22 protein-coding genes are annotated in these 21,589 nt (G+C 64.1%); 11 read left to right on the plus strand and 11 right to left on the minus strand.

Annotated features, from left to right (window positions below; genetic code table 11):
- Positions 1–66: 66 nt before the first annotated feature.
- Positions 67–639, minus strand: a complete 573-nt coding sequence (locus tag ACNQVK_RS35150) for a TetR/AcrR family transcriptional regulator (protein WP_418033472.1) — start codon at positions 637–639, stop codon at positions 67–69.
- 96 nt (positions 640–735) lie between these two features.
- Here ACNQVK_RS35150 and ACNQVK_RS35155 point away from each other — a divergent pair, with 96 nt between their 5' ends.
- On the plus strand, positions 736–1,590 hold the full coding sequence (locus tag ACNQVK_RS35155) for an alpha/beta hydrolase (protein WP_418033473.1): 855 nt from the start codon (positions 736–738) through the stop codon (positions 1,588–1,590).
- A 114-nt stretch (positions 1,591–1,704) separates the two neighbouring features.
- On the opposite strand, the gene ACNQVK_RS35160 is transcribed toward ACNQVK_RS35155, so the two are convergent.
- Positions 1,705–2,436 carry a MerR family transcriptional regulator gene (locus ACNQVK_RS35160; protein WP_418033474.1) on the minus strand — a complete coding sequence of 244 codons (732 nt, stop codon included), beginning with the start codon at positions 2,434–2,436 and terminating at the stop codon, positions 1,705–1,707.
- Between the two features lie 57 nt (positions 2,437–2,493).
- Between ACNQVK_RS35160 and ACNQVK_RS35165 the strand changes: the two genes are divergently transcribed.
- The 3 genes from ACNQVK_RS35165 (at position 2,494) to ACNQVK_RS35175 (ending at position 6,048) form a co-directional block, all read left to right on the plus strand.
- A complete protein-coding gene (locus tag ACNQVK_RS35165) occupies positions 2,494–4,380 on the plus strand; it encodes a S9 family peptidase (RefSeq protein WP_418033475.1) in 1,887 nt (628 codons plus the stop codon).
- Positions 4,377–5,063, plus strand: coding sequence for a DUF3159 domain-containing protein (locus ACNQVK_RS35170; RefSeq protein ID WP_418033476.1), 687 nt, complete (start codon positions 4,377–4,379; stop codon positions 5,061–5,063). Before ACNQVK_RS35165 ends, ACNQVK_RS35170 begins: the two co-directional genes overlap by 4 nt.
- Positions 5,064–5,361: 298 nt before the next feature.
- Positions 5,362–6,048 carry a class I SAM-dependent methyltransferase gene (locus ACNQVK_RS35175; RefSeq protein WP_418033477.1) on the plus strand — a complete coding sequence of 229 codons (687 nt, stop codon included), beginning with the start codon at positions 5,362–5,364 and terminating at the stop codon, positions 6,046–6,048.
- 336 nt (positions 6,049–6,384) lie between these two features.
- Here ACNQVK_RS35175 and ACNQVK_RS35180 read toward each other — a convergent pair whose 3' ends face one another.
- The 3 genes from ACNQVK_RS35180 to ACNQVK_RS35190 are packed head-to-tail and all read right to left on the minus strand — an operon-like array spanning position 6,385 to position 9,574.
- Positions 6,385–8,166: an FAD-dependent oxidoreductase gene (locus tag ACNQVK_RS35180; RefSeq protein WP_418033478.1), complete on the minus strand. Its 1,782-nt coding sequence runs from the start codon at positions 8,164–8,166 to the stop codon at positions 6,385–6,387.
- A gap of 38 nt (positions 8,167–8,204) precedes the next feature.
- Positions 8,205–9,314 (minus strand): alkene reductase, encoded by a 1,110-nt coding sequence (locus tag ACNQVK_RS35185; RefSeq protein ID WP_418033479.1) that lies wholly within the window; start codon positions 9,312–9,314, stop codon positions 8,205–8,207.
- Positions 9,311–9,574, minus strand: coding sequence for a hypothetical protein (locus ACNQVK_RS35190; protein WP_418033480.1), 264 nt, complete (start codon positions 9,572–9,574; stop codon positions 9,311–9,313). Before ACNQVK_RS35190 ends, ACNQVK_RS35185 begins: the two co-directional genes overlap by 4 nt.
- Before the next feature lie 174 nt (positions 9,575–9,748).
- Between ACNQVK_RS35190 and ACNQVK_RS35195 the strand changes: the two genes are divergently transcribed.
- Positions 9,749–10,219 carry a winged helix-turn-helix transcriptional regulator gene (locus ACNQVK_RS35195; RefSeq protein ID WP_418033481.1) on the plus strand — a complete coding sequence of 157 codons (471 nt, stop codon included), beginning with the start codon at positions 9,749–9,751 and terminating at the stop codon, positions 10,217–10,219.
- Positions 10,220–10,369: 150 nt separating this feature from the next.
- Here the strand turns inward: ACNQVK_RS35195 and ACNQVK_RS35200 are convergent, their stop codons facing one another.
- Genes ACNQVK_RS35200 through ACNQVK_RS35215 form a run of 4 tightly spaced genes read right to left on the minus strand, consistent with a single transcriptional unit; the run spans position 10,370 to position 13,873 of the window.
- The gene (locus tag ACNQVK_RS35200; RefSeq protein ID WP_418033482.1) at positions 10,370–10,777 is read right to left on the minus strand and encodes a carboxymuconolactone decarboxylase family protein; all 408 of its coding nucleotides are present in this window, start codon (positions 10,775–10,777) and stop codon (positions 10,370–10,372) included.
- A 21-nt stretch (positions 10,778–10,798) separates the two neighbouring features.
- Complete coding sequence (locus ACNQVK_RS35205; protein ID WP_418033483.1) at positions 10,799–11,470, minus strand: MBL fold metallo-hydrolase; 672 nt, start codon at positions 11,468–11,470, stop codon at positions 10,799–10,801.
- A gap of 46 nt (positions 11,471–11,516) precedes the next feature.
- Complete coding sequence (locus ACNQVK_RS35210; protein ID WP_418033484.1) at positions 11,517–12,470, minus strand: fumarylacetoacetate hydrolase family protein; 954 nt, start codon at positions 12,468–12,470, stop codon at positions 11,517–11,519.
- On the minus strand, positions 12,467–13,873 hold the full coding sequence (locus ACNQVK_RS35215) for an alpha/beta hydrolase family protein (protein WP_418033485.1): 1,407 nt from the start codon (positions 13,871–13,873) through the stop codon (positions 12,467–12,469). Before ACNQVK_RS35215 ends, ACNQVK_RS35210 begins: the two co-directional genes overlap by 4 nt.
- A gap of 35 nt (positions 13,874–13,908) precedes the next feature.
- On the opposite strand from ACNQVK_RS35215, the gene ACNQVK_RS35220 reads away from it, so the two are divergent.
- The gene (locus tag ACNQVK_RS35220) at positions 13,909–14,526 is read left to right on the plus strand and encodes a TetR/AcrR family transcriptional regulator (protein WP_418033486.1); all 618 of its coding nucleotides are present in this window, start codon (positions 13,909–13,911) and stop codon (positions 14,524–14,526) included.
- A gap of 111 nt (positions 14,527–14,637) precedes the next feature.
- Here ACNQVK_RS35220 and ACNQVK_RS35225 read toward each other — a convergent pair whose 3' ends face one another.
- The gene (locus tag ACNQVK_RS35225; protein WP_418033487.1) at positions 14,638–15,723 is read right to left on the minus strand and encodes a substrate-binding domain-containing protein; all 1,086 of its coding nucleotides are present in this window, start codon (positions 15,721–15,723) and stop codon (positions 14,638–14,640) included.
- Positions 15,724–15,856: 133 nt separating this feature from the next.
- On the opposite strand from ACNQVK_RS35225, the gene ACNQVK_RS35230 reads away from it, so the two are divergent.
- The 3 genes from ACNQVK_RS35230 (at position 15,857) to ACNQVK_RS35240 (ending at position 18,319) form a co-directional block, all read left to right on the plus strand.
- Complete coding sequence (locus tag ACNQVK_RS35230) at positions 15,857–16,270, plus strand: MarR family winged helix-turn-helix transcriptional regulator (protein WP_409550819.1); 414 nt, start codon at positions 15,857–15,859, stop codon at positions 16,268–16,270.
- Between the two features lie 124 nt (positions 16,271–16,394).
- Positions 16,395–17,597 carry an acetamidase/formamidase family protein gene (locus tag ACNQVK_RS35235; protein WP_418033488.1) on the plus strand — a complete coding sequence of 401 codons (1,203 nt, stop codon included), beginning with the start codon at positions 16,395–16,397 and terminating at the stop codon, positions 17,595–17,597.
- 80 nt (positions 17,598–17,677) lie between these two features.
- The gene (locus tag ACNQVK_RS35240; protein WP_418033489.1) at positions 17,678–18,319 is read left to right on the plus strand and encodes an AmiS/UreI family transporter; all 642 of its coding nucleotides are present in this window, start codon (positions 17,678–17,680) and stop codon (positions 18,317–18,319) included.
- Positions 18,320–18,466: 147 nt separating this feature from the next.
- Here ACNQVK_RS35240 and ACNQVK_RS35245 read toward each other — a convergent pair whose 3' ends face one another.
- Entirely contained in the window at positions 18,467–18,976 is a 510-nt protein-coding gene (locus tag ACNQVK_RS35245; RefSeq protein ID WP_409550816.1) for a hypothetical protein, read from the minus strand.
- Positions 18,977–19,138: 162 nt separating this feature from the next.
- On the opposite strand from ACNQVK_RS35245, the gene ACNQVK_RS35250 reads away from it, so the two are divergent.
- Together ACNQVK_RS35250 and ACNQVK_RS35255 are read left to right on the plus strand one after the other, a co-directional pair.
- On the plus strand, positions 19,139–19,993 hold the full coding sequence (locus ACNQVK_RS35250; protein WP_418033490.1) for a helix-turn-helix domain-containing protein: 855 nt from the start codon (positions 19,139–19,141) through the stop codon (positions 19,991–19,993).
- A gap of 45 nt (positions 19,994–20,038) precedes the next feature.
- The gene (locus ACNQVK_RS35255; protein ID WP_418033491.1) at positions 20,039–21,571 is read left to right on the plus strand and encodes a PPE domain-containing protein; all 1,533 of its coding nucleotides are present in this window, start codon (positions 20,039–20,041) and stop codon (positions 21,569–21,571) included.
- Positions 21,572–21,589: the final 18 nt, after the last annotated feature.

Raw genomic sequence — 21,589 nt, forward strand, 5'->3', positions numbered from 1 at the left:
GCGCTCATCGGCGAGGACACTACGGGAACGGCTTCGTCGAGGTGCTGAAGTGGTGGCCAAGGGCGGCTAATTACTCCCCTTGCTCATGGACAGGATCAAGGCAACGGCGTCCTCCGAGTGGCCGCCTGGAGTCAGAACCTCCCGCAGGAGCAGGCCACGCATCGCGGCGACGGCGATGATGGCCATGTTCAGCGCCTCCTCGGCGTTGTGCCCTTCGCGTTCTGCGAGCGAGGCCAGCATCACGGTCAGGTCGTCAAGCGAGTCGATGAACTCACGAAAGTCCCCTGGGCTGTATGCGGCGAGTCCTACGACGTGGAAAAAGCCGCGGACACGCGACAGCTGCTCCGGGCGGGTGTAGGCCCGCCAGATCGCCAGGACGAGGTCGTCAAAGGAGCCGTGCCGGGCGGTCTTGAAAAGCACCTCGTTGTCACGAGATCGCTGCTCCTTGAGCATGGCCGCCAAGACTCCCGGGAGCGACCCGAAGTGGTACCGCAGAAGGGCGTGGCTGGTCTCGGCCCGGGCGGCGACCTCACGCAGCGAAACCTCCGGCGAGGGAAGGACATCCCCGAAAACGTCGAGAAGCCGAGCCAGAAGACGCTCGCGTGCATCGCCTTTGCGTTCCGCGCTTGACAGGATCACTCCCGCACTTTATCCATTGGATAAGACTTTTCCAATGGAAAAATACCTGCCGAGAAGGCCGCGCTGCGAGGCCGGCCGAGTTGTGAAGGACCTTTGATGAGCGCCATGTGGCAAGGCTGTTTCGCCGACACCGACTATTTCGAGATGCTTTCCAGCGGCGGGCACGCCTACGGCGTCTGGGTTACCACCCCACCGGGCTACGACCGCGCCTCGACGCAGGCGCCCGTCGTGTACGTGCTCGACGGCAACTTTGCCGTGGGCCTGACGGCTCCGCTCATCGTCACCCAGATGGACCCCATGCAACGGATCCAGCCCTACATCCAAGTCAGCGTCGGGTACGCGGGTGAGGAAGCACAGGACTGGGACCGGCTGCGCAACAGAGACTTCGTGCCACCCGGCGAGCCCATCGCCAAGGAGCTGATCGATGCCCTGGAGATGGGACTGCAAGCGGGCTTGAGAACACGCGAGGAAGCCGACGCCTACCTCGCCGAGCTACGCAACACCCACGCCGATGTATTCCTGAGCTTCCTGACCGCGGAACTGCACCCGCGGATCGAACGCGACTATGGCACTGCCACAAGCGGTCACGGCCTTTTCGGCTACTCCTACGGCGGACTCTTCAGTCTCTACGCCTGGCTCACCGGCAGCACCCTCTTCGAGAGCATCGGAGCCGGTAGCCCCGGCGTGATCGGTGAAGACAGTCAGATCTTCGCCCAGCTCGACGCGATGGGCGAGGGCCGGCGTGCCACCAAGCTCCACATAACTCTCAACGAGAGAGAGCTTCTCGGAGACCTGGCCGTCTACCAAAGCCTCGCGAAAACCACGGCCACCGTCCTTCACCGCCTCACCGCACGCAACGAAGCGGTCACCAGCGAGATCCTGCACGAAACACACGTGACTGGCCTGCAGGCCTCGTTCCTCAGCTACCTCAGGACCTGCCGTCCTCTGTAAGCGGGGTATCTCGTTTCGCGAGATATGAGACAGGCGTGGACCAGATTTCGGTTGTGCCGGACTTGGATTCGTAAACGAGTCGCACATCCGGCTCGCGCGCTGCCGCTGCCGCACCTAGGTGGCTAGCCGCCGCACGATCTGACCGGCTCGGCGCAGCACGTCCAGCTGCGCCGCGTTGTACAGATCGGCCATCGCGTCATCGATCGCCTTTTCGGCGAAGTTCGCGCCGCGCGGCGCGTCGGCGCGGGCCTCGGTGAGTCCGGGATGGGCCTGCCGGACCGACCAGATGTAGGGCGCCAGCCGCTCGGCGAGGTCCTGACGGGTCGCCTCGTCGGCGTCGGCGGACAGCGTGTCCAGCTCCGATGCGGCCGGATCTTCGCGGGTGTCCCTGATCAGGTCGGCATAGGCCTGTCGGCCGCGTGGACCCAGCACCCGGCTGAGGACCACCACCAGCTTGCGATCCGCGTCGGTCATCTTGGCGACGGCGTCCCCTGGCGCGAACTCGGGCGGCAGATCTGTGGGCGCGGAGTTCTCCAGCAGCTCGCCGAGCTCCTCGCGGGCCCGTTGCAACCTATCGATGGTCGCCGCCAGCTCGGCGTCCAGTTCCCGCAACGCCTTTTCGGGGTGCTCGTCGGTGTCACCCATCGCCGCGATCTGCGGGAGCGAGAACCCCAAGTCGACGAGCCGTTTGATGCGGACCAAACGGACCAGGTGCGCCACGCCGTACCGCTTGTATCCATTTGACCGGCGTTCGGGCTCCGGGAGCAGGCCGACCTGGTGGTAATGGCGGACGGCTCGCAGACTGGTGCCGGCCAGCTCGGCGATCTCCCGAGTACTCCACGCCACCTGTCCATCATGCCCGGGACTTGACTGTGCCGTTACGTCCGAGTGTGCGATGGAGGCATGCCACCACCTGAGTTGCTCTCCGTCGACGATCTGTTCGCGCCGCCCGCCCGCGCGCAGGCATCGATCTCACCCGACGGCACCCGTATCGCCTACCTCGCACCCTGGCGGGGCCGCCTCAACATCTGGATCCAGGACGTGGACGACCTCGACGGCGAGCCGCTGCGAGTTACCGCCGACAGCACCCGCAGCATCATTCACTACGAGTGGACCAGGGACTCCCGCTGGCTGCTCTACCTGCAGGACACCGGCGGCGACGAGAACTGGCACGTCTTCCGGGCCGACCCGCAGGACCCCGAGTCCGGTGCGGTCGATCTGACCCCGTTCCCGGGAGCGATGGCCGCCCACGAACTGCTCGGCGATCCGGCCAAGGCGATGGTGTACTCCAACAAGCGCACACCGACCCTGATGGACGCCTACGAGCTGGACATCGCCACCGGTGAACTCACCATGGTGGCGCAGAACCCCGGCAAGGGAGCAGGCTGGCGGGCCAGCAGCAACGGCGAATTGTTCTCCACCGCACTGACTGCCGACGGTGACGTGGAGCTGTTGCAGTGGGAGCCGCAGACCGAGACGCTGCGCTCCATCGTCACCTTCGACGGCCGTGACTACACGATGGGGCTGTACCCGATCACCGTCACCCCCGACGGCACCGGCATCTGGATCGGCTCCAACGACGGCACCGACCGGACCCGCATCGTGCGCGTCGACGTCATCACCGGCGAACAGACCCACGTCGACAGCCATCCGGTCTACGACGTGGACACCCGGGCCAGCGTATTCACCACGCTGGCCGAACCGCTGATCCTGGACCGGCGCACCGGCGATCTGCTCGGGGTGCGGTACCTGTTGGAACGTCAGGTGATTCAGCCGCTGGATCCGCACTTCGCCGCGGTGCTGGCGAACCTGGAGAAGCTTTCCGACGGCGACGTGAACGCCCTGAGCTCCGACCTGACCGGCCGACGCTGGGTGGTCAACTTCACCCACGACCGCGAAGCGGGGATGACCTACCTCTACGACCACGACACCGGGGAGAGCCAGCTGCTGTTCGGGTCTCATCCGCAGCTGGATCCCGAGGTCCTGGCGGCGATGGAGCCGGTCACCATCCGCTCGCGCGACGGGCTGGATCTGCACGGGTATCTGACCCTGCCGGTCGGGGTGCCACCGAAGGATCTGCCGATGGTGCTGCTGGTGCACGGCGGGCCCTGGACGCGGGACGGCTGGATGTTCACCCCGCCGGTGCAGCTGCTCGCCAACCGCGGATATGCGGTGCTGCAAGTCAACTTCCGCGGGTCGGCGGGCTTCGGTAAAGCCTTCACCAAGGCCGCGGTCGGCGAGTTCGCCGGCAAGATGCACGACGATCTGATCGACAGCGTCGACTGGGCCGTTGAGCAGGGGTATGCGGATCCGAAGCGGATCGCCATCTTCGGCGGCTCCTACGGCGGCTACGCGACGCTGGTTGGCGTCACCTTCACACCCGACGTGTTCGCCGCTGCAGTCGATTACGTCGGTATCTCCGACCTGAGCAACTTCATGCGGACGCTGCCCGAGATCGCACGCCCGCACCTGGCCAACAACTGGCACCTGTTCGTCGGAAACCCCGACGACCCGGACCAGTTGGCCGACATGCTGTCGCGTTCACCGATCACGAAGGTCGACCAGATCCGCACGCCACTGCTGGTCATCCAGGGCGCCAACGATGTTCGCGTGGTGCAGGCCGAATCCGACAATCTGGTCGAGGCGTTGCGCGACCGCGGAGTCAAGGTGGAGTACATGATCAAACACGACGAAGGGCACGGATTCATCAACCCGGACAACGTGATCGACATGTACAAGACCGTCGACCGCTTCCTCGCCGAGCATCTCGGCGATGGAAGGAAGGCGTGACCGGCGAGCTGGAGCAAGGAAATTCACCGACCTTGCTCCAACGCATGGGCGGGGTGTCCGGGCTGGTGTACGCCAGCCTGCCCACGCTTGCCTACGTCATCGCGAACGCGATTGCGGGCCTGGACGCGGCGGTCGTGATATCCATTGGCTTCAGCGTCGGCCTGATCGTAGTCCGCCTGTTGCGTAAGCAGCCCATTCAGCCGGCGGTATCAGGACTGCTCGGGGTCGTCGTCGCCGCGCTGATCGCCTACTACACCGGTTCCGCCGAAGACTACTTCCTGCCTGGAATCTGGTTCAGTCTGGCAATGGCGGCCGTGTTCTGCGTATCCCTCTTGGTGCGGCGCCCCTTGGTCGGAGTGATATGGAACCTGCTGCGTAGGGACGGGCCCGATCGAGCATGGCGCGCCGACACCGTGGCGCTGCGCGCGTTCGACGTCGCCACGCTGGCATTCGTGGCGTTGTTCTCCGCGCGATTCGTTGTGCAGCAATGGCTTTACGACGGTGGCTTCAGCGGCTGGTTGGCGTTTGCCCGGATCGCGATGGGCTATCCGCTGCTCGGCGCGGCGTCCGTGATCGTGTACTGGGCGATCCGCCGCGCGAACCGGCAGATCGGCTCAGACATCGACCGGCACAGCACAGGGACCGGTGCGAGCGACTCGCCGGAACCCGCTGCTTGCTCCTGATGCGGTGCTGGGGCGGTTCCTGCCCAGTCGTGAGTCGTTGATTCTGGTGCAGTAGATTCCGACGCCGCCCAGGATTTTGAACGGTGGTTTGGTCCAGATGTTCGGGCGAAGTTGTCGTTGCATGATTGAACCAAGGCGTGGATGTCGACGTTGCGCTAACGCATTGAGGTGTGGTGCCGCGGCTCAGTAAGTTCGGCGACGACGTCGTGCGCGCTGCTCGCACCCGTGACTGCGGTACATATTGCCCAGATGGCAAGTTCACTTGCCACCTCAGACTCCAGGCGGCCACCCTCGTGGCGTGACCACACCACCTAACCCATTTGACGATCCCGCCCACGTCGCCATGTACGCCAAGCGCGCCGGGCAGATGGTGCCCGCCCTGGCCGACATTCACCGCCTGGTCGGCGTCCTCATCGAGGAACGCGCTCCGTCTGACGCGAGGCTGCTGGTGCTGGGGGCCGGCGGAGGACTGGAGACGAAGGCACTCGCGGAAACTCACCCAGGGTGGACCTTCGATGCGGTCGATCCGTCGGCTGCGATGCTGGATCTCGCGGTACAGACCCTCGGATCAAACGCGTCGCGGGTGACGATGCACAACGGATACATCGACGACGCACCGCTTGGCCTCTTCGACGCCGCAACCAGTCTGCTGACACTGCACTTCCTTACACCCGACGAACGACTGCGTACAGCGACCGAGGTACGGCGCCGACTGACGCCCGGGGCACCGTTCGTCGTGATGCATCTCAGCATTGCGCACCGCGATGAGGCTGAACGACAGACCTGGATAGACCGGCATGTGGCATACCTCGTCGCAACGGGCATCGCTCCCGCGGATGCTCAGAAGGCTCGTGTTGCAATCGAATCCGGCATCCCCGTCGTGTCACCAGAGGAAGACCGCACCATCCTCGAGGAGGCCGGCTTCACCAACGTCGCAGACTTCTTCCTGGCGTTCAACTTCCGGGGGTGGGTCGGCTACGCGTAGTCCACCCGGAGATCGGGTTAGCATCGCGATCTAGCTTTTCGAGCGGCAAGGCGGCTTCGAACGGCGAATGACAGAGTAGGGCGCACCACGCGAGCCTCGCGGACGCCGGTCGATAACACCACCCCCGCGCCAAAGCACAGCTACCCGGTGTCCTGCGCATGCAGGTTCGGAGGGCCGGGGACGCGCATGTATTCAGCGCCGACCAGCCTCGGAGGACAGTTTGATCGCGTCGGGCATGCTGGCGCCGGCGTTGGCGATCACGACATCGACACGTCCGAAATGCGTCGCAGTCCGTCGATGGGTCAGTCGACGGAACGGTACTGCACTCTCCTAGCATTAGGGATCTGTAGTGGGGCAATCGCTCCCTGCGGTGAGCTTGTCCACCAAACTCCTCAGTTCATCAACGTGTTCTGCAGGGACATCACGGGGACTGATGTTCTCGCGCAGGCAGATTGACGCGGCGACGGCGGCAGCGATCGCGTGCTGACCGCCGTTGCCCATGAATTTGGTGGCTGAGCCCGCGATGTGCGTGACACTGATGTGCTTGCCGGCCACCAGGAGGTTGTCGATGTCTGCAGAGTAGAGGCATCGGAAGGGAACCTGGAATGGAAGCCCGTCGCGGGTGTCCCACTTCCAGTCCCGGAGCCGAAAATCGTAGGTCTCGTCGATGGGATAGTGCAGGCAGAACGGACCCGAGTTGGTGATCACACCGTCGTCGAATTCCCGGTGGTCACGGATGTCGTTTTCGGTGAGGACGTAGTCCCCGAGGTATCGCCGGAACTCCCCCTGAGCCGCAACATAGGCGACAAAATCCAAGGTGAGATTGGCATAAGTTTGCGGCTCAACAGATTTGACGTTCGCGAAGGTTCCATAGATCGCGCACAGCAGATGGTCCCGGATCTCCTCACCCTGCGTGTACGGGTCGAGCCATTGGCCGTATTCCCAGAAATGGCTTGCGGGAACCAGCATTCGGCGACGAACGTCGGGGTGGGGCGTGCGGAAGCGCCCGGCGGCAGGTCCGGGGCCATTGTCGATGCCCGGTTCGACCAATTGCCCGCTGAGGTTCGCGTAGTCCTTGGCGACGGCTAGCGCCCACGGGACATCGGGAAAAGACGTGGGAGTTCCGTTGTCGCGAGTGCGGAACATCAGCGTGTGGCCATGATGCTGGTCCAAATGCTCCACGGGAGCCAGCGGCTCCCCGTATTCCGACGCGGATTCGTGCCCGAATATCGTTCGCGCGCCGGCCAGAAGACCGATGATCGCCGTCCCACTGCAGTCGATGACGACGGGCGCTCGAAATCGCCATTCCTCCCCAGTGCGGGTATCGCGGGCGTCGACCGAGGTCACCCGCCGTCCTTCGGTGAGCACTCCGTGTACCTGATGTTCGATGAACACAGTCACGTTCGGTTCGGCGTCAAGGACATCGCGAGCAACGAGGTCGCCGTCAGCGTGGCGGGCCGAGAGCTCCCGCACCAAAGTGCTGTTCTCACCACGGGGGCTGATGCCGATCTCGACACTGGCGTTGCCGCCCAGAACTGGGCGGTTCTGGATAAGCGCGACGCGCAGACCCAGGCGCGCCGCGGCCAGCGCTGCCGTCGAACCGGTGACTCCTCCACCGACGACCACCACATCGAACTCGCCGGCCGCGCGTGGCTGCGCGCTGTGCCCGCGCAGCTCTCGACGCCATTGGCGAGCTGCCGGCCCGGCTCCGTCGGGCGGTGGTGTGTCGTCGAGGCTCAGAAAGACAGCATCGCATCGGCCATCGAAGCCGGTGAGGTCGTGAAGCACGATGTCGTTCTCGCCTGCAGCAAGTTCGACTGTTCCCGCGTCCTCCCAGCCCCACCCGCGACCGGTCGCTCCGAATTCACGATCGAAGGTGTGGCCCGTGACAGTGACAGTGAATCTACCCGGGTGATGTGAGGGCACCCAGTCCTTCGTACGCACCCAGACGCGATAGGTGCCGGGTGTTGTCAGCGTGACGGTCGTCCGCGCGTCTGCCACCGGCACTCCGAGCCCGTGCGCGAGTAGGTACGGTGCCCCCATCTCCGCCTCGAACTGAGAGTCGAAAATCCAGCCTCCGCGGTCGGTGAACATTCCTGCATCAACCAATACGTTCATGTGCGCCTCGCATTCATTCGTTGGTGGCAACGGTGTCTTCAGGCGCTGACCGTCGACTCATCCCAAAACGGGTAGTCGATGTAGCCTTCGTCGCCGCCGCTGTAGAAGGTCTCGCGGTTGGGTTCGGCGATAGGCAAGTTTTCGATCAGTCGCCGCGGCAGGTCCGGGTTGGCGATGAAGGATCGCCCGAAGGCAACGGCATCAACGATGCCGGATTCGACTGCACGAGTGGCAGATTCCGCGGTATATCCGCCGGTGGCGACGATGTTTCCCGCGTAGCGTGCGCGTATCCACTCGCTGTCAATCGGCGAGGCCTGTTCGAAGTGGGCATCGCACCAGCCATCGATACCGGGTTCTACGACGTGAAGGTAGGCCAAGTCGTGCTCGGACAGGACACGCACCACATGGTCGAACAGTCGGTGAGGGTCGGAGTCGGCCATGTCCTGGAACGTGCTCGCGGGCGAGATTCGTACCCCGACGCGTCCCGGGCCGACGGTGTCGACGAGGGCGACGACGATCTCGACGAGAAGTCGAACCCGGTTCTCGATGCTGCCGCCGTATCTGTCGCCACGTCGGTTGGAGTTGTCTTGTAAGAACTGGTCGACGAGATAGCCGTTGGCCGAGTGCAATTCAACGGCGTCGAACCCGGCTTCTCTGGCATTGGCCGCGGCGCGCGCGTAATGGTCGACGATCTGTGGGATCTCCCCGGTATCGAGTGCTCGCGGCGTCACATAAGGGGTGCGGCCGTTTGCCGCGAAAGTAAGGCCGTCAATCGCGATCGGGGACGGCCCCACGGGGAGTTGTCCGTCGGGCTGCAAGCTGGGATGCGACGCTCTGCCCGTGTGCCACAACTGGGCCGCCATCATCCCGCCGGCGTCATGCACTGCGGAGGTTACCGACCGCCAGGCGCCAATCTGTTCTCTTGACCATAAGCCAGGCACCATCGGGTTCCCGACTGCTTCTGGCGCGATACAGATACCCTCGGAGACAACGAGTCCCGCACTCGCGCGTTGGGCGTAGTACGCCGCGGTGGATTGCCGGGGAACCCCGTCGGCGCCGGCACGGCTACGCGTCATGGGCGCCATGACGATCCGATTGGTGGCTTCGATCACCCCGAGTCGGATCGGGCCTGACAGTATGGCGTTCACTGCGGTCTTCCTTCTTCTGATTCCGTGCCACGGCGGGCTACGGTGCATACGAGTCCGCGGCCCGCGCCGGTGACGATCACCGCGCGGACGTCGTCGTTGTCGTTGACGTTGACGTTGACGTTGACGTTGACGTTGACGTCGCGGAATGATCGTTCGAGTTCGTCGCCCATCGCGAGAGCGGACGCGTTGAGATTGTCGGGACGGTTCAGTGTGATGGTCAGAATGCCGTCGCCGATGCGGTGCGAGATGGCATCGAACATGGTGGCTCCTGGTCGCTTGGTTTCTTTGGTCGCCACGAATCTCGCGGGAACGGTTGTGCCGCTGTGCGTTCCATCGGTGGCTGGCGTGCGGAGAGGTCGCATCAGAAGCTTTAACTTCTGAAACAGAAGCTAGCTATAATGGGGCTGACTGTCAATACAGAAGTGAGGTGCATCATGGATTGGCTCAGCCTGGACACCCAGAACTGCCCTGTGAAGCGAACGCTCGACATCGTCGGAGAGAAGTGGAGCCTGCTGCTCATTCGGGAGGCGATCAACGGGGTCCGTAGGTTCGATGACTTCCGTGATCACCTGGGCGTGTCCGAGGCGGTGTTGGCCGATCGGCTTCGCAAGCTTGTCGCGGCGGAGATTCTCGAAACCCGGCCCTATCGACCGACTGGCGGGCGCACCCGCAACGAGTACACGCTCACCGAAAAGGGTTGGGATACATGGCCAATCATCGTTTCATTGATGCAGTGGGGCGACAAGTACACTGCCGACCCCGAGGGCCCCTTTCTCAACGTCCGCCACGCCGACTGCGGCGCCCCGATCCGTGTGGTCGTTGAATGCAGCGACGACCACACGGCGATCGCGCACCGCGAGGTCGTGGTCAGCGCTGGGGCATCGGCCCGCGAACGGAAGCGATAGCCACCGACACACCGTCCATCTCAATGGAGCTCGATCGAGCTCCAACGCAACGGCTTCCGCGGTTCGACCGACCCCGCTTGCGGGTTCCGACAAGGTATTTACCGGCTGGGCAGGAGTGGACCGAGCGACCACGGACGACGTTACGGGTATTCAGAGTTTGTCGAACTCTTCTTGAGCTACGCGCATGGCTGCCAGTGCGGCTGGCGCACCGCAGTATCCGCTGGTGTGGATGATCGACTCGGTGATCTCCGCTCGCGTGAGCCCGTTGTTGAGAGCGCCTCGCACGTGACCGCGGAGTTCGTCGTGAGCTCGCAGTGCCGTGAGAATTCCCAGATTGAGCAGGCTGCGGTCGCGGTGTTCGAGGCCTGGCCGGTTCCATACGGCGTCCCAAACGTGCTCGGTGATGAAATGTTGAAGCTGTTCGGATTCGCTTCCTGAGGTGCGGGCTAGTGCCTGGGCGACGAAATCGGTGCCCATGACTTCCTGACGAGTGCGCAGGCCGTTGGCGTAGGCCGGGGATGTCATGGGTTCGGAGTTCGGGGATTCGGTGTTTGTCATTGGGTGCCTGTCTGTCGTCGGTCAGGGGTGGACGATGGGTGCGCCGTGTCCGGGGACCAAGGTACGGGCAGGTTGTCCGGCGAGCTGTTGTGCGCTGAGCCGCGCCAGTGCTTCGTCGTGATTGAAAACCGACGGCAGCAGTTGCGGGCCGGTATCGATCAGAAGGGGGTGCCCGGTGACGAGGGCGTCACCGGAGAACAGAACCCTCTCCGAGGGCATGAAATAGGCGGTGTGACCGGAGGTGTGTCCCGGTGACGGCACGGGGATCAGTCCACCCGGCAGTTGGGCGAGCACCTCGGCCGCGGCGGCAGTCGCTGTGGGCACTGTTGTCTTGATTCCTCCTCGCGCGGCTTTGATCGTTTGGGTGACCCACTTCCGACCACGCTGGCTGCCGAGCTGTTTGAGCATTTCGACGGGCGTAATTTGTTGCAGGTATTCGCGTTTGGCGTGTCGCACTTCTTCGGTTCCGGTGTAGACCGGCATTCCGATGCGCTCGACGAGCGTGGGGATCGCGCCGATGTGGTCGAGGTGAGCGTGGGTCAACAGCACGGCGGCCACGTCGTCGAGGCGGTGCCCGATTTGCCGGATCGAGTCGAGCAGATGGTCGGTGTCGGCCGGATAGCCGGCGTCGACGATGGTGACAGCGGATCCGTTACTGACAAGTGCCCAGTTCACGTTTGTGCCAGCGACCACGTAGACAGAGTCTGAGACTTGATCGATCTTCACCGAGAGATCATCTCTAGCCTTGGATTCGGTGCTCGATGACACCGATCGCGTCGATTTCCAGGCGCAGTTCGTCACCCGGGGCCAGCCAGCAACCCAGTTCCATCCCGCTGCCCCCGGGCAATGTGCCCGTGCCCAGTAGCTCTCCGGGGAAGAGCTGTTCGTCGCGCGATACATGGGCGATGGCCTCGGCCATGGAGTACCGCATCCCCGCGGTCGTGGTGCGCGAGACGGTCTTCCCGTTGATGGTGACGCTGGCGGTCAACCCATCGAGGTGAGGCGCGAGTGCGGGACCGGCGACGGCGGTGGCCGACATCGAGCTGATGAAGTGCTTGGCTTTCTGCGGGCCGAAACCGGAGCGCATTTCGGCCAGTTGCACGTCCCGCGCGGAGAAATCGTTGACGACGACGACCGCGGCGATCGCGGCAGCGGCTTGCTCGACGGTTGCGTTGCGCAGCGGGCTTCCGAGTACGACGCCGAGTTCAAGCTCGAAATCGAGAGCGCGGCTGTAGGAGGGGGTGCGAATGGGCACTCCCGACGGGACAAAGGTCAACGCGTTGGACATGTAGTAGATCGGTTCGCGATACCAGAGGGCCTTGGGCCGAAACGAGGGAAAGGTTCGGCGAGTGACGGTTTCGTAGAGGCGCGCCACTCGATAGCCCGTCGGCACGAAACGCTTCGCCAGGCCACGGGCGGCATCGACAGCATGCTTCTCATACATCATGAAATCGCGGAACGACGTCGGGCAGATTGGCAGTACGGTGGCTCCATCGGAAAGCCCTAACTGCTCGTAGCGGGCGATCTCGAACGCGGGCGTGAACACCGTCGAGAGATCGTGCAGGTGATTGGCCCAGACGGCGTCCTCAGCAGCCAACCACCCTGCATCGGTGGCGATTTCGGTGTCAATGCGGTGATCGGAGGTGTAGAGGACGCGCCGCATCCGCGGCAAGTCCTTGATCGCCTCGGTCACCGAGCCGGCTCGGAGATCGGACCGCTCAAATGATCGCGAAGGAATCTTGCCGCCAGCGGCGACCAATGTTCGGCATTACCCATCGCGCAGTGATCATCACCGGCATACAAGGCCAGCAACGCATCAGGGGCTGCGGCGGCGATGTCGATCGAGTCCTGCGTGTCGACCAAGGTGTCGCGGGCCCCGTTGATCACCAGCAACTGGGCGGAAATCTTGCTGCAAAGCTCGGTCAAAGCGAAGTCAGACAGCTTGTTCAAGAGATCGATTGGGTTCTTGGCACCGAGAGTGTTGAGCAAAGTCCACACCATGATTTCCGGCATACCGACGGAGCTGAGCGTGCCAAAACTCCGATCGGCTGGGGGCCCGTTGGACACCACAGCCTTCAACCGATCGTCGACAGCGGCCATCCGGGTTGACCAGTACGCACCGAAGCTCGCACCGAACATGCCGATCCGGTCTGCGTCAACGCGGGGTTCAGCGACCAGGTAGTCGATGACTTTGGTGTAAGCGGTCTGGGCGCCGGCCACCGTCAGTGGCGCGCTATAACCATAGGTGCCAGGCATCTCCATCACGAACAACCCCAGATTTCCGTCTCGCTGCGCCAGCATCGGCAACAGCACCTCGGCGATGGTGCCTTCCAGCCCGTTGGTGATCAGCACCGTCGGAGCCTGGGTTGCCCCCTGGGGCAGTACCAAGTACCCGCGCACCACGTCTTCGCCGCCGGACGGGATCTGCACCACGTCGACTGTGCAGCCCATGGCCGGGGCGAGTGCGGTCATCAGAACCTCGGTCAGCCGGTCCATTCGCTTGTAGGCGAGCAGTCGGTGCGGACTGAATCCTGGCCAGGCAGCGGCGAATTCATAGACCAGCGCCTTGATCAAGGCGTCCAGGGCCTCGGCGGCATCGGCGAATTCCGGGTGCTGGCTGCTGAACTTGACCACCGCGTCCGGATCGGCCACGGCTCCCCGATCGGCCAGAATCGTCACCGCCGGACCCAACAGCGCGCCGAGCGCGGCGATGTCGACAACACCCTCGGGGTCGGCAAGTTGTTCAGCGGACGGGCCGCCCAGGCGCCGGAGCGCCTGATCCGCCCGTGCCAATTGCTCATCAGCCAAGCCCTGCCAGTGCGACGCCCACTGCGCATCCTCGAATGTCCGACAGACGGCCAGCTGATCGCGGAACTGCGCATCGGTGAATCCGCCCAGATGCGTGAATCGATCCACAAAGAGTTTGGGCAGAAACGCCGCCACACCCAGCCGTCGCGCCGCCCTATCTGTGGTGTGCGTCAGGGCGCACGCCGTGACCGCCACCCGCTTCGCAGCTTCCAGTACCGACGCCATCACAAACCTCCCCAACTGACCCAATAGCAGATTGTTCTGCATTAAGCGTAGGCGTCGCGACACACTAAAAGCAAGAGCTTCTGTTTTAAGATGACGGTATGGCTGAAGCCGCTCAACCCGCATCGTCACGAGCGCGGCCCGGTGGCCGCGCTGCCCGCGTGAAACAGGCAGTCCACCAGGCGGTGATCGAGGCGGTCACCGAGCACGGTGCGGACAAGGTCAGCATTCCCGACGTGAGCCGGCGCGCCGGCGTTCGCGACAGCTCCATCTACCGACGCTGGGGGACCCGGGAAAATCTGGTGCTTGACGCGCTATTGGCATCCAGCGCGCGCGAACTGCCGATCCCCGACACCGGATCGCTGCACACGGATCTGACCGCGTTCGGCACCGCACTCGGCGACTACCTCAACACCCCGCTGGGGCGCGGCCTGGTGCGGGCGCTGTCTGCGGTCAGCGATTCCGACGAGGTAGCCTCCGCACGAGAAGCGTTCTGGCAACAGCGTTATCAGGTGATCTTGCCGATGATCACGCGTGCGATCACCCGTGGCGAACTCCCGGGTGACGTCGATGCCCGGCAGGTGATCGAACTGCTGATCGCACCTATCCACTTCCGGAGCGCCCTCACCCGCCAACCGGTCGATGCCACTTACGTCTCCGAACTCGCAGGACGAGTGGTCCAGGCAGCCCAGTATCCCCAACCTGCCGCGAATCCCTGATCGCCGGGAAACCATCTCCGACTGGGTTGGGACCATCGGCCTGCAGCAAGACATCCGCTTTGGCCCAAGGCTCGAATCCGACCTCGGCTCGGACCGAGGGGACCGCCGCGATCAGCTCAGAGCCATTGGTTCGGGCAAGGTCCCGATGACGTCAAAGTCATAGTGATCGGCCCGCGCGATGTGCACCCGCTGACGAGAACGGCCGACCCCGAGGTGCACCGTCCCACGAGGTCCGTTGTAGGTCACGCCCCGCCCCTCGATTGTCGCGAGTATCTGACGCGAATCGACGCTGTGTACTTCGTTCACGCTCGCGGCCAGCGCCAGGATCCCCTCGTAGCAGGATTCGGCGGCGTTGTTCAGCGCTGGTGCGTGCGGACCGAACCGATCCAGGTAGGAGCCGGTGAAATCCAGCGCCGACGACGTGGCCAGACTGTTGAAGTACGCTGCGGCCACATACAGGTTGTCGGTGGCCCACCCTCCCGATGCCAGCAGCATGTTCTCTTCCATCAACGGCGAGAACCGCACCATTCGTCCCTGCATACCGTTCGTCGCGAACTGGCGGTTGAACAGCACCGCGTCGCGACCGACCAGCAGCATGATCACGGCATCGGCGTCGCTTCTGTCCAGATCCCGCAGGGCACTGGTGAAATCGCGACACCCGTAGCGCAGGTAGAACTCGCCGACCACCTTGGAGCCCGATGCCTCCGCGTAGGTGTGCACGGCCCGAGCAGTTCGCCGCGGCCACACATAGTCCGAGCCGGCGATCGCCCAACGCTTCAGCCCGAGATGCTCGTTGAGCCAGCGCAGCCCGGGGAGCACCTGAAGTGCGGGGGTCTCCCCCGGGCACAGCACCGCTTCGCCGGCGGCGCCTTCGTGCAGCGATGTATAGACGTAGGGAACATTCATTTGCGCCAGCACCGGCGACATGTGTTGGCGCACCGTGGAAATGTGCCAGCCCACCACGGCATGAACGGCGCCGGACTGGACCTGCGCCATCGTCTGATCGCAGAACTCCTCTACCGGGGCGCCGGCGTCCAGGACTTCGATCTCGACCGGCCTCCCCAAGATGCCGTCAGTCGCGTTGAGCTGGGCGACAGCCAACTCCGCGACGGCCTCACACGATGGGCCGAAGATCCCGCCCGGACCACGAAGCGGGATGGCGAGGCCGATACGGAATGCATCCGTGTTGCAACCCACACTTCACCTTCTCTGCTCGACCTAGGCCGCGGAGTTATGTTCAAATGGAATTGAGTAGTGGGCAATTTTTCCCCGAGTTCGGTGACGCGTCAAGGGTTGGCGACTGGGTGCGGATCGGAGTAGTGGACGTTCGATGTCGACAGAATTCGAGGAACTGGCGTCGCTGCTGCTCGACCGTGCTGCGCGCCTCGAACGGGTAATCGGCGCCAGCCTGTCGGGCACCGGCCTCGCGGTGCCGCACTGGCTGATCCTGGGGGCGCTGCACCGCGCCCATGACGGTCTGACGATGACCGGCCTGGCCGATGTCGTCGGCTTGCCAGGAGCAACCCTGACGCGCAGCGTAGACAAGCTAGTCGACCAAGCGCTGCTACATCGGACGGTTGACTCGCTGGATCGGCGCCGGGTGCTTGTGCACCTGACCGATCGCGGCCGGTCGAACTATCGAGCTATCGCTCCCCGGGTCAATGCGGCCGCCGAAGCGCAGCTGTGCAATCTGGCCGCGTGGGAACACGAAGCCCTGGCCGGCCTGCTGTCCAAGCGCGGCTGACCTCGACTCATCCTCCCGGACCTCACCTCGCCGCATTCCGGCAACGGTGAACCGCAGCCTTGTTTTATTTCCAAATGGAGATAATGTGTGTGCGTCGTCACATCCACGAACAGAGGAACGCACCATGGCTGAACCCGCTGACTTCACCCGCTCCGGCGTATCCCGATTCCCCGACCGCGACCTCGGCGTCAAGCGGTTCTCCTGCGAGGTCGGCGTCCCGTTGGCCAAGCAGAAGCACCTTGGCCACAATCGCTGGCACCCGGACATCCCACCGCTGATCGAGGTCGGCCTCGGCGACGAACTGATTCTGGAGAGCGGCGGCTACGACGACTATCAACTCCAAGACGTCGACGACGATGCCGACCTCCGTTCATTCGACCTGACCCGGACCCATCCGCTGACCGGCCCGGTCAAGGTCGACGGCGTCAAGGCCGGTGACCTGCTGGTGGTCGATATCCTTGATGTTCAACCACTTTCGGGCATCGGCTACTCGAACATCCTGCCGGGTATGGGCGGACCGCTGGCGGAATCCTTCCCGGACGGATACAAAACCATCTGGGACCTGCACGGCTTGTTCGCCACCAGTCGCCAGATCCCCGGGGTAGAGATTCCGGCGATCAGCCACCCGGGCATCATCGGCGTCGCGCCCTCCCACGACCTGCTGCGGACCTGGAACGAGCGCGAAGATCCGTTCATCGCCGACGGTCTGGCCGCACCCCGGGCCGACGCCCGGGACACCGCGGTCCTTCGGAACCTCGAGGGAGACGAGTGGGCGCGGGTCGCTGAAACTGCAGCGCGGACCATCCCGCCCCGTGAGAACGGCGGCAACATGGACATCAAGAACCTGTCGCGAGGTTCGCGCGTCTACTTCCCGGTGTTCGTCGACGGCGCGTTGTTCTCCAGCGGCGACTTCCATTTCGCCGAAGGAGACGGCGAAATCACCTGGAACGCAATCGAGATGGATGGTGCCGGCTGGTACCGGTTCAACGTGATCAAGGACGGGATGGCCCGCTACGGCGTCCGAACCCCGATGTTCCGGCCCTCTCCCGTCGACCCGCAATTCGGTACCCGGTACATCTCCTTCACCGGCCTTTCGGCCGGCGGAACTGAACAGAAGTACCTCGACACCACCATGGCGGTGACCCAGGTCGTCGAGCAGGCCATCGAATACCTCGGCAAGTTCGGGTACACCCCCGAGCAGGCCTACACCATCATCTCTGTCGCGCCGTGTGAGATGCACGTGGGAGGTGTCGTCGACATCCCGAACGCTGCAGTCGTCCTGAAGATCCCACTGGACATCTTCGACAAGGACATCCTCCCCCAATAGCGGCCACCAACGACTACGCGATGTCGCCCCGGCCGGGCAGTTCCGGTCGGGCGACATCCCGGAAGAATCGAGACCCCTAGATGGGCAACATCGGACTGTTCTATGTGGGCGCCGTGCTGATCGTGAACGGACTCATGCTGCTGGGTTGGGTCACCCCGCGCGGCGCCGCCCCCCTCAATCTATTTGTCGGCCTGCTGCAGGTGTTCACTCCGACCTATCTCGTGCTGACCGCCGGCGGCGACACCGCCATCATTCACGCTGCCGCCGGACTCTACCTGTTCGGTTTCACCTATCTGTGGGTCGGCATCAACGCGCTATGCGACCTACCGGGGCACGGGTTAGGTTGGTTCTCACTCTTCGTCGCGGTAGTGGCGGTCGCCTATGCCGCCCATAACTTCGCGGCCAATTCCCCAGTCTTCGGCGTCATTTGGCTTGCCTGGGCAGCGCTGTGGCTACTGTTCTTCCTGCTGCTCGGCTTGGAGCGCACGCATCTGACAACGATCACGGGCACGGTCGCATTGGTGGAGGGCGCGCTCACGGCAGCCCTGCCGGCCTGGATGTCCATGAGCGGATCGTTTCGCGAATCCTGGGTACTCGCGTCCGTAGGGTTGGGCATCGGCACGGGGCTGGTCGTTGTGATCACCTGGGGTGCCAGGCATTTCCGGCCGATGACGATAACGAGACACGGTGACCGCAATCATCGAGAAGAAGTACAACTGTAGGTTCCGGAACTCCGCGCGGAGAAGTCATTGACGACGGTTGCGTTGGCATCCTCGGCCGCCAACCAGCCTGCCTCGCTGGCTATTTGGGTGTCAATGCGGTGGTCTGCGGCGTTGAGGACACGCCGCCCAGCTGTCACGGTGCAGCAGCTACAGCAGGAGGCGCAACACTGTAGCTGCGCCGGCGATTGCCACGGGCATCCCGAACATGGCTGCCAGGCCTTTCGGGCTCAGTTGCTCACGAACGTGAAACATGTAATCGCCCCACCCTTCGGCTTGCTCGGTTCCGCGGATCACGATCCAGGACGGCCGCCACCAACAGATCAATCCCCAGTCGATGATCACCAGGTCGATCAGGCAGAACGTGAAGAGCGTTGCGAACGCCATCCCGAACGCTTGTAGAAAGCCGGAAGCGTGGACGCCGTCGATCCAGGAGAATGTTGCGACGAAGACCGCGACGACAAGCGTGCTCACGAAGATCGTGGCGAAGATGGTCCCGCGTCGGCGCTCTGTGGCGGTGAACTCGGGAAGCAAAGCTTTCACATCGTCGGGAACCCCGTCGGAGAGCCCTGCGATACCCCACCGCGCGGCGGCCAGCAGTGCTGCTGTGGGGACCAGCAGTAGTGGTAGCGCGACAGCAGTGAAATGGGTCAGCCACATGGGGGCGACCATACGTTCGTGACGACGTGAGTTGGGATGTACCGATCTCACCAAGGTCCGTGTGTCGGTGGTTTGATCGGACCGCACGTCTCTCTGTGATTGACGGTGCGCGCCGGTTTCGTAGGTCACCTCCGCACCGGCTGTTTTCCTACACTCAACGCCATGGCCGCAGAGCCGACGTGGGATTTCGCCATCGCCCCGTCCCTTGCTGTGCCGGGAGTGACCTCGGCGGTGGGCTACCGCTCGCTCGAGGGTGTGTACCGCGGACTGCCGTCGTCGAGGCTGATTCTCATCGTCAGCCTCAGTGACGGTCTACGGGCCGACGACATGCCTTCGGAAGCCAAGCCCATCCCGGTCGTGCTTGCCGGCCTGCAGCTGCAGGCGAGCAAGGTGCGCAAGGACCGCGGTGAGGGCGTGGTGAAACTGGCCGTGCACCCGCTGGCGGCGCGCACGCTGTTCGGGGTGTCCGCCGCAGAGCTCAATGCCGGTGCTCTCGATGCTTCGGCGGTGCTGGGCCGGTCGGTCTCCCGGTTACACGAGCAGGTCGCCGAGGCGAGGCAGTGGTCGGCGGCGTTCGCCCGCGTTGCGGGATACCTGCAAGGTGTTCAGCGTGCTGCACCGGTGCGACCTGAGGTCGCCTACGCCTGGAAGTTGTTGGCGTGCAGCCGAGGCCGCCTGCCGGTGAGCGCTGTCGCCGGGCAGGTGGGGGTGAGCCCCCGGCATCTTGCCACGTTGTTCCACCGCGAGGTCGGCCACGCTCCCAAGACGGTGGCGATGCTGATGCGCTTCGAGTACGCCACCCGCCGGATCGCGGATACGGCGCGCCACGGTGGTCCGGTGGATCTGGCGCGGATTGCCGTCGAGGCCGGGTTCGCCGATCAGGCACATCTGACCCGCGAGTTCGTCCGTTTCGCCGGCGTCTCGCCGACGGTATGGCTGGCCGAGGAGTTCCGAAACCTTCAAGACAGCCTGCAAACGTACGGGTCAGCCTTGACACGTGACGCCTACGACCCATGAACCCACGATCAGCACAATGCCGCGGCCACGGTTTGCTCGGCCGTAATGACGACCCCAATCTGGCTGGCGTCTCCACCAGAAGTGCATTCTGCGTTGCTCTCAGGAGGCCCGGGGCCGGGACCGCTGCTGGCCGCCGCAGGGGCATGGCAGTCGTTGAGCATCGAATATGCCTCGGCGGCAGCCGAACTCACCGCCTTACTCGGAGCTGTTCAAGCCGGCGCGTGGGAGGGGCCCAGCGCGGAGCAATACGTACTCGCACACGCGCCCTACCTGTCTTGGCTGGTACAGGCCAGTGCGAACAGCGCCGCGACGGCAGCCGGCCATGAGACTGTCGCGGCGGCCTACACCACGGCTTTGGTATCCATGCCGACGCTGGCCGAATTGGCGGCAAATCATGTGATTCACGGTGCATTGGTGGGTACGAACTTCTTTGGGATCAACACGATCCCGATCGCGCTCAACGAGGCCGACTATGTGCGGATGTGGATGCAGGCCGGCACCACGATGGAGACTTACCAGGGGGTTTCGAGCGCGGCAGTAGCATCGATTGCTCCCACGCCTGCCCCTGCGCCGATCATGGCACCCGGCGGCGAGATTTCCGGCATGGCCGCGGACAGGTCCGGGCTCGCGGCACAGGCTCAGGCTGGAAATTCCGGTTCGGCGCTGGAGAGCAGCAATGACATTGCAGACCAACTGATGAACTTCTTCCGAGACCCGCTCGGCACATTGGTCCAGATCATCGAAGATTTCATCCGCAACCCCGCGGTCGCGTTGGCCACGTGGCTGCCGCTGCTTCTGACGCTCGGTGTCCTTGTGTACCTGGTGGTTTCGCAGGGGTACTGGTTGGCGTGGGCGATGATCATCGCGACACCGATCTTCGTGCCGCTACTCATCATGGCGGTCGAGCAGTATCTGAATACACCCGGCGCCGATGAGGAACCCGCCGCTGTCGATCAGCCTGGCGACCACGAAACCGTACGTACCGAACGCCCCGAGTCGCCGCCGGTGACCGCGCTGGCACCCACCGGCACCGCGGTGCCTGCCGCGCCCGGATCCTCTGCCGTCAGCCCGTCGGCGGCGCCAGCGTCGGGCACCGCAGTGGCAATGACCCCGCCCTACCTGGTGTATGCGGCACCCGAGGAACCACCAGCCCTTCGGTTCGGACCGACGCTCAACGAGGGCAGCAGCGCCCAGGCTCCGGCGTCCGGGATCTCCGCGGCGGCAGCCGCGGCTGCATCTGCCCGCTCTCGGGCGCGACGCAAACGACGTACACGAGTGAAAGACCGAGGCCCGCGATACATGGACATGAACGTCACAGCCGACGCGGATTTCGATCAACCGGCGAGATCCACGCAACGCCGCAGCGCCCAGCCGGTTCGGGGCACGGGAGCTCTCGGGTTCGCAGGCACAGTTCCGAAGTCGACCGCCACGACTACTGCGGCAGGACTTGTCTCGCACGAAGATATCGGCAACAAAACCAGAACGAAGGACGGCATCCCCACGGTGCCCATGCTCCCCACCACATGGGACACCGAACCCGATGACACCCCGCCTCGGACACCACCAGATGACGTCTGACCGAGCTAACCTGACGCC

The organism is Mycobacterium sp. 134, assembly GCF_048282715.1.
GTDB lineage: Bacteria > Actinomycetota > Actinomycetes > Mycobacteriales > Mycobacteriaceae > Mycobacterium > Mycobacterium septicum.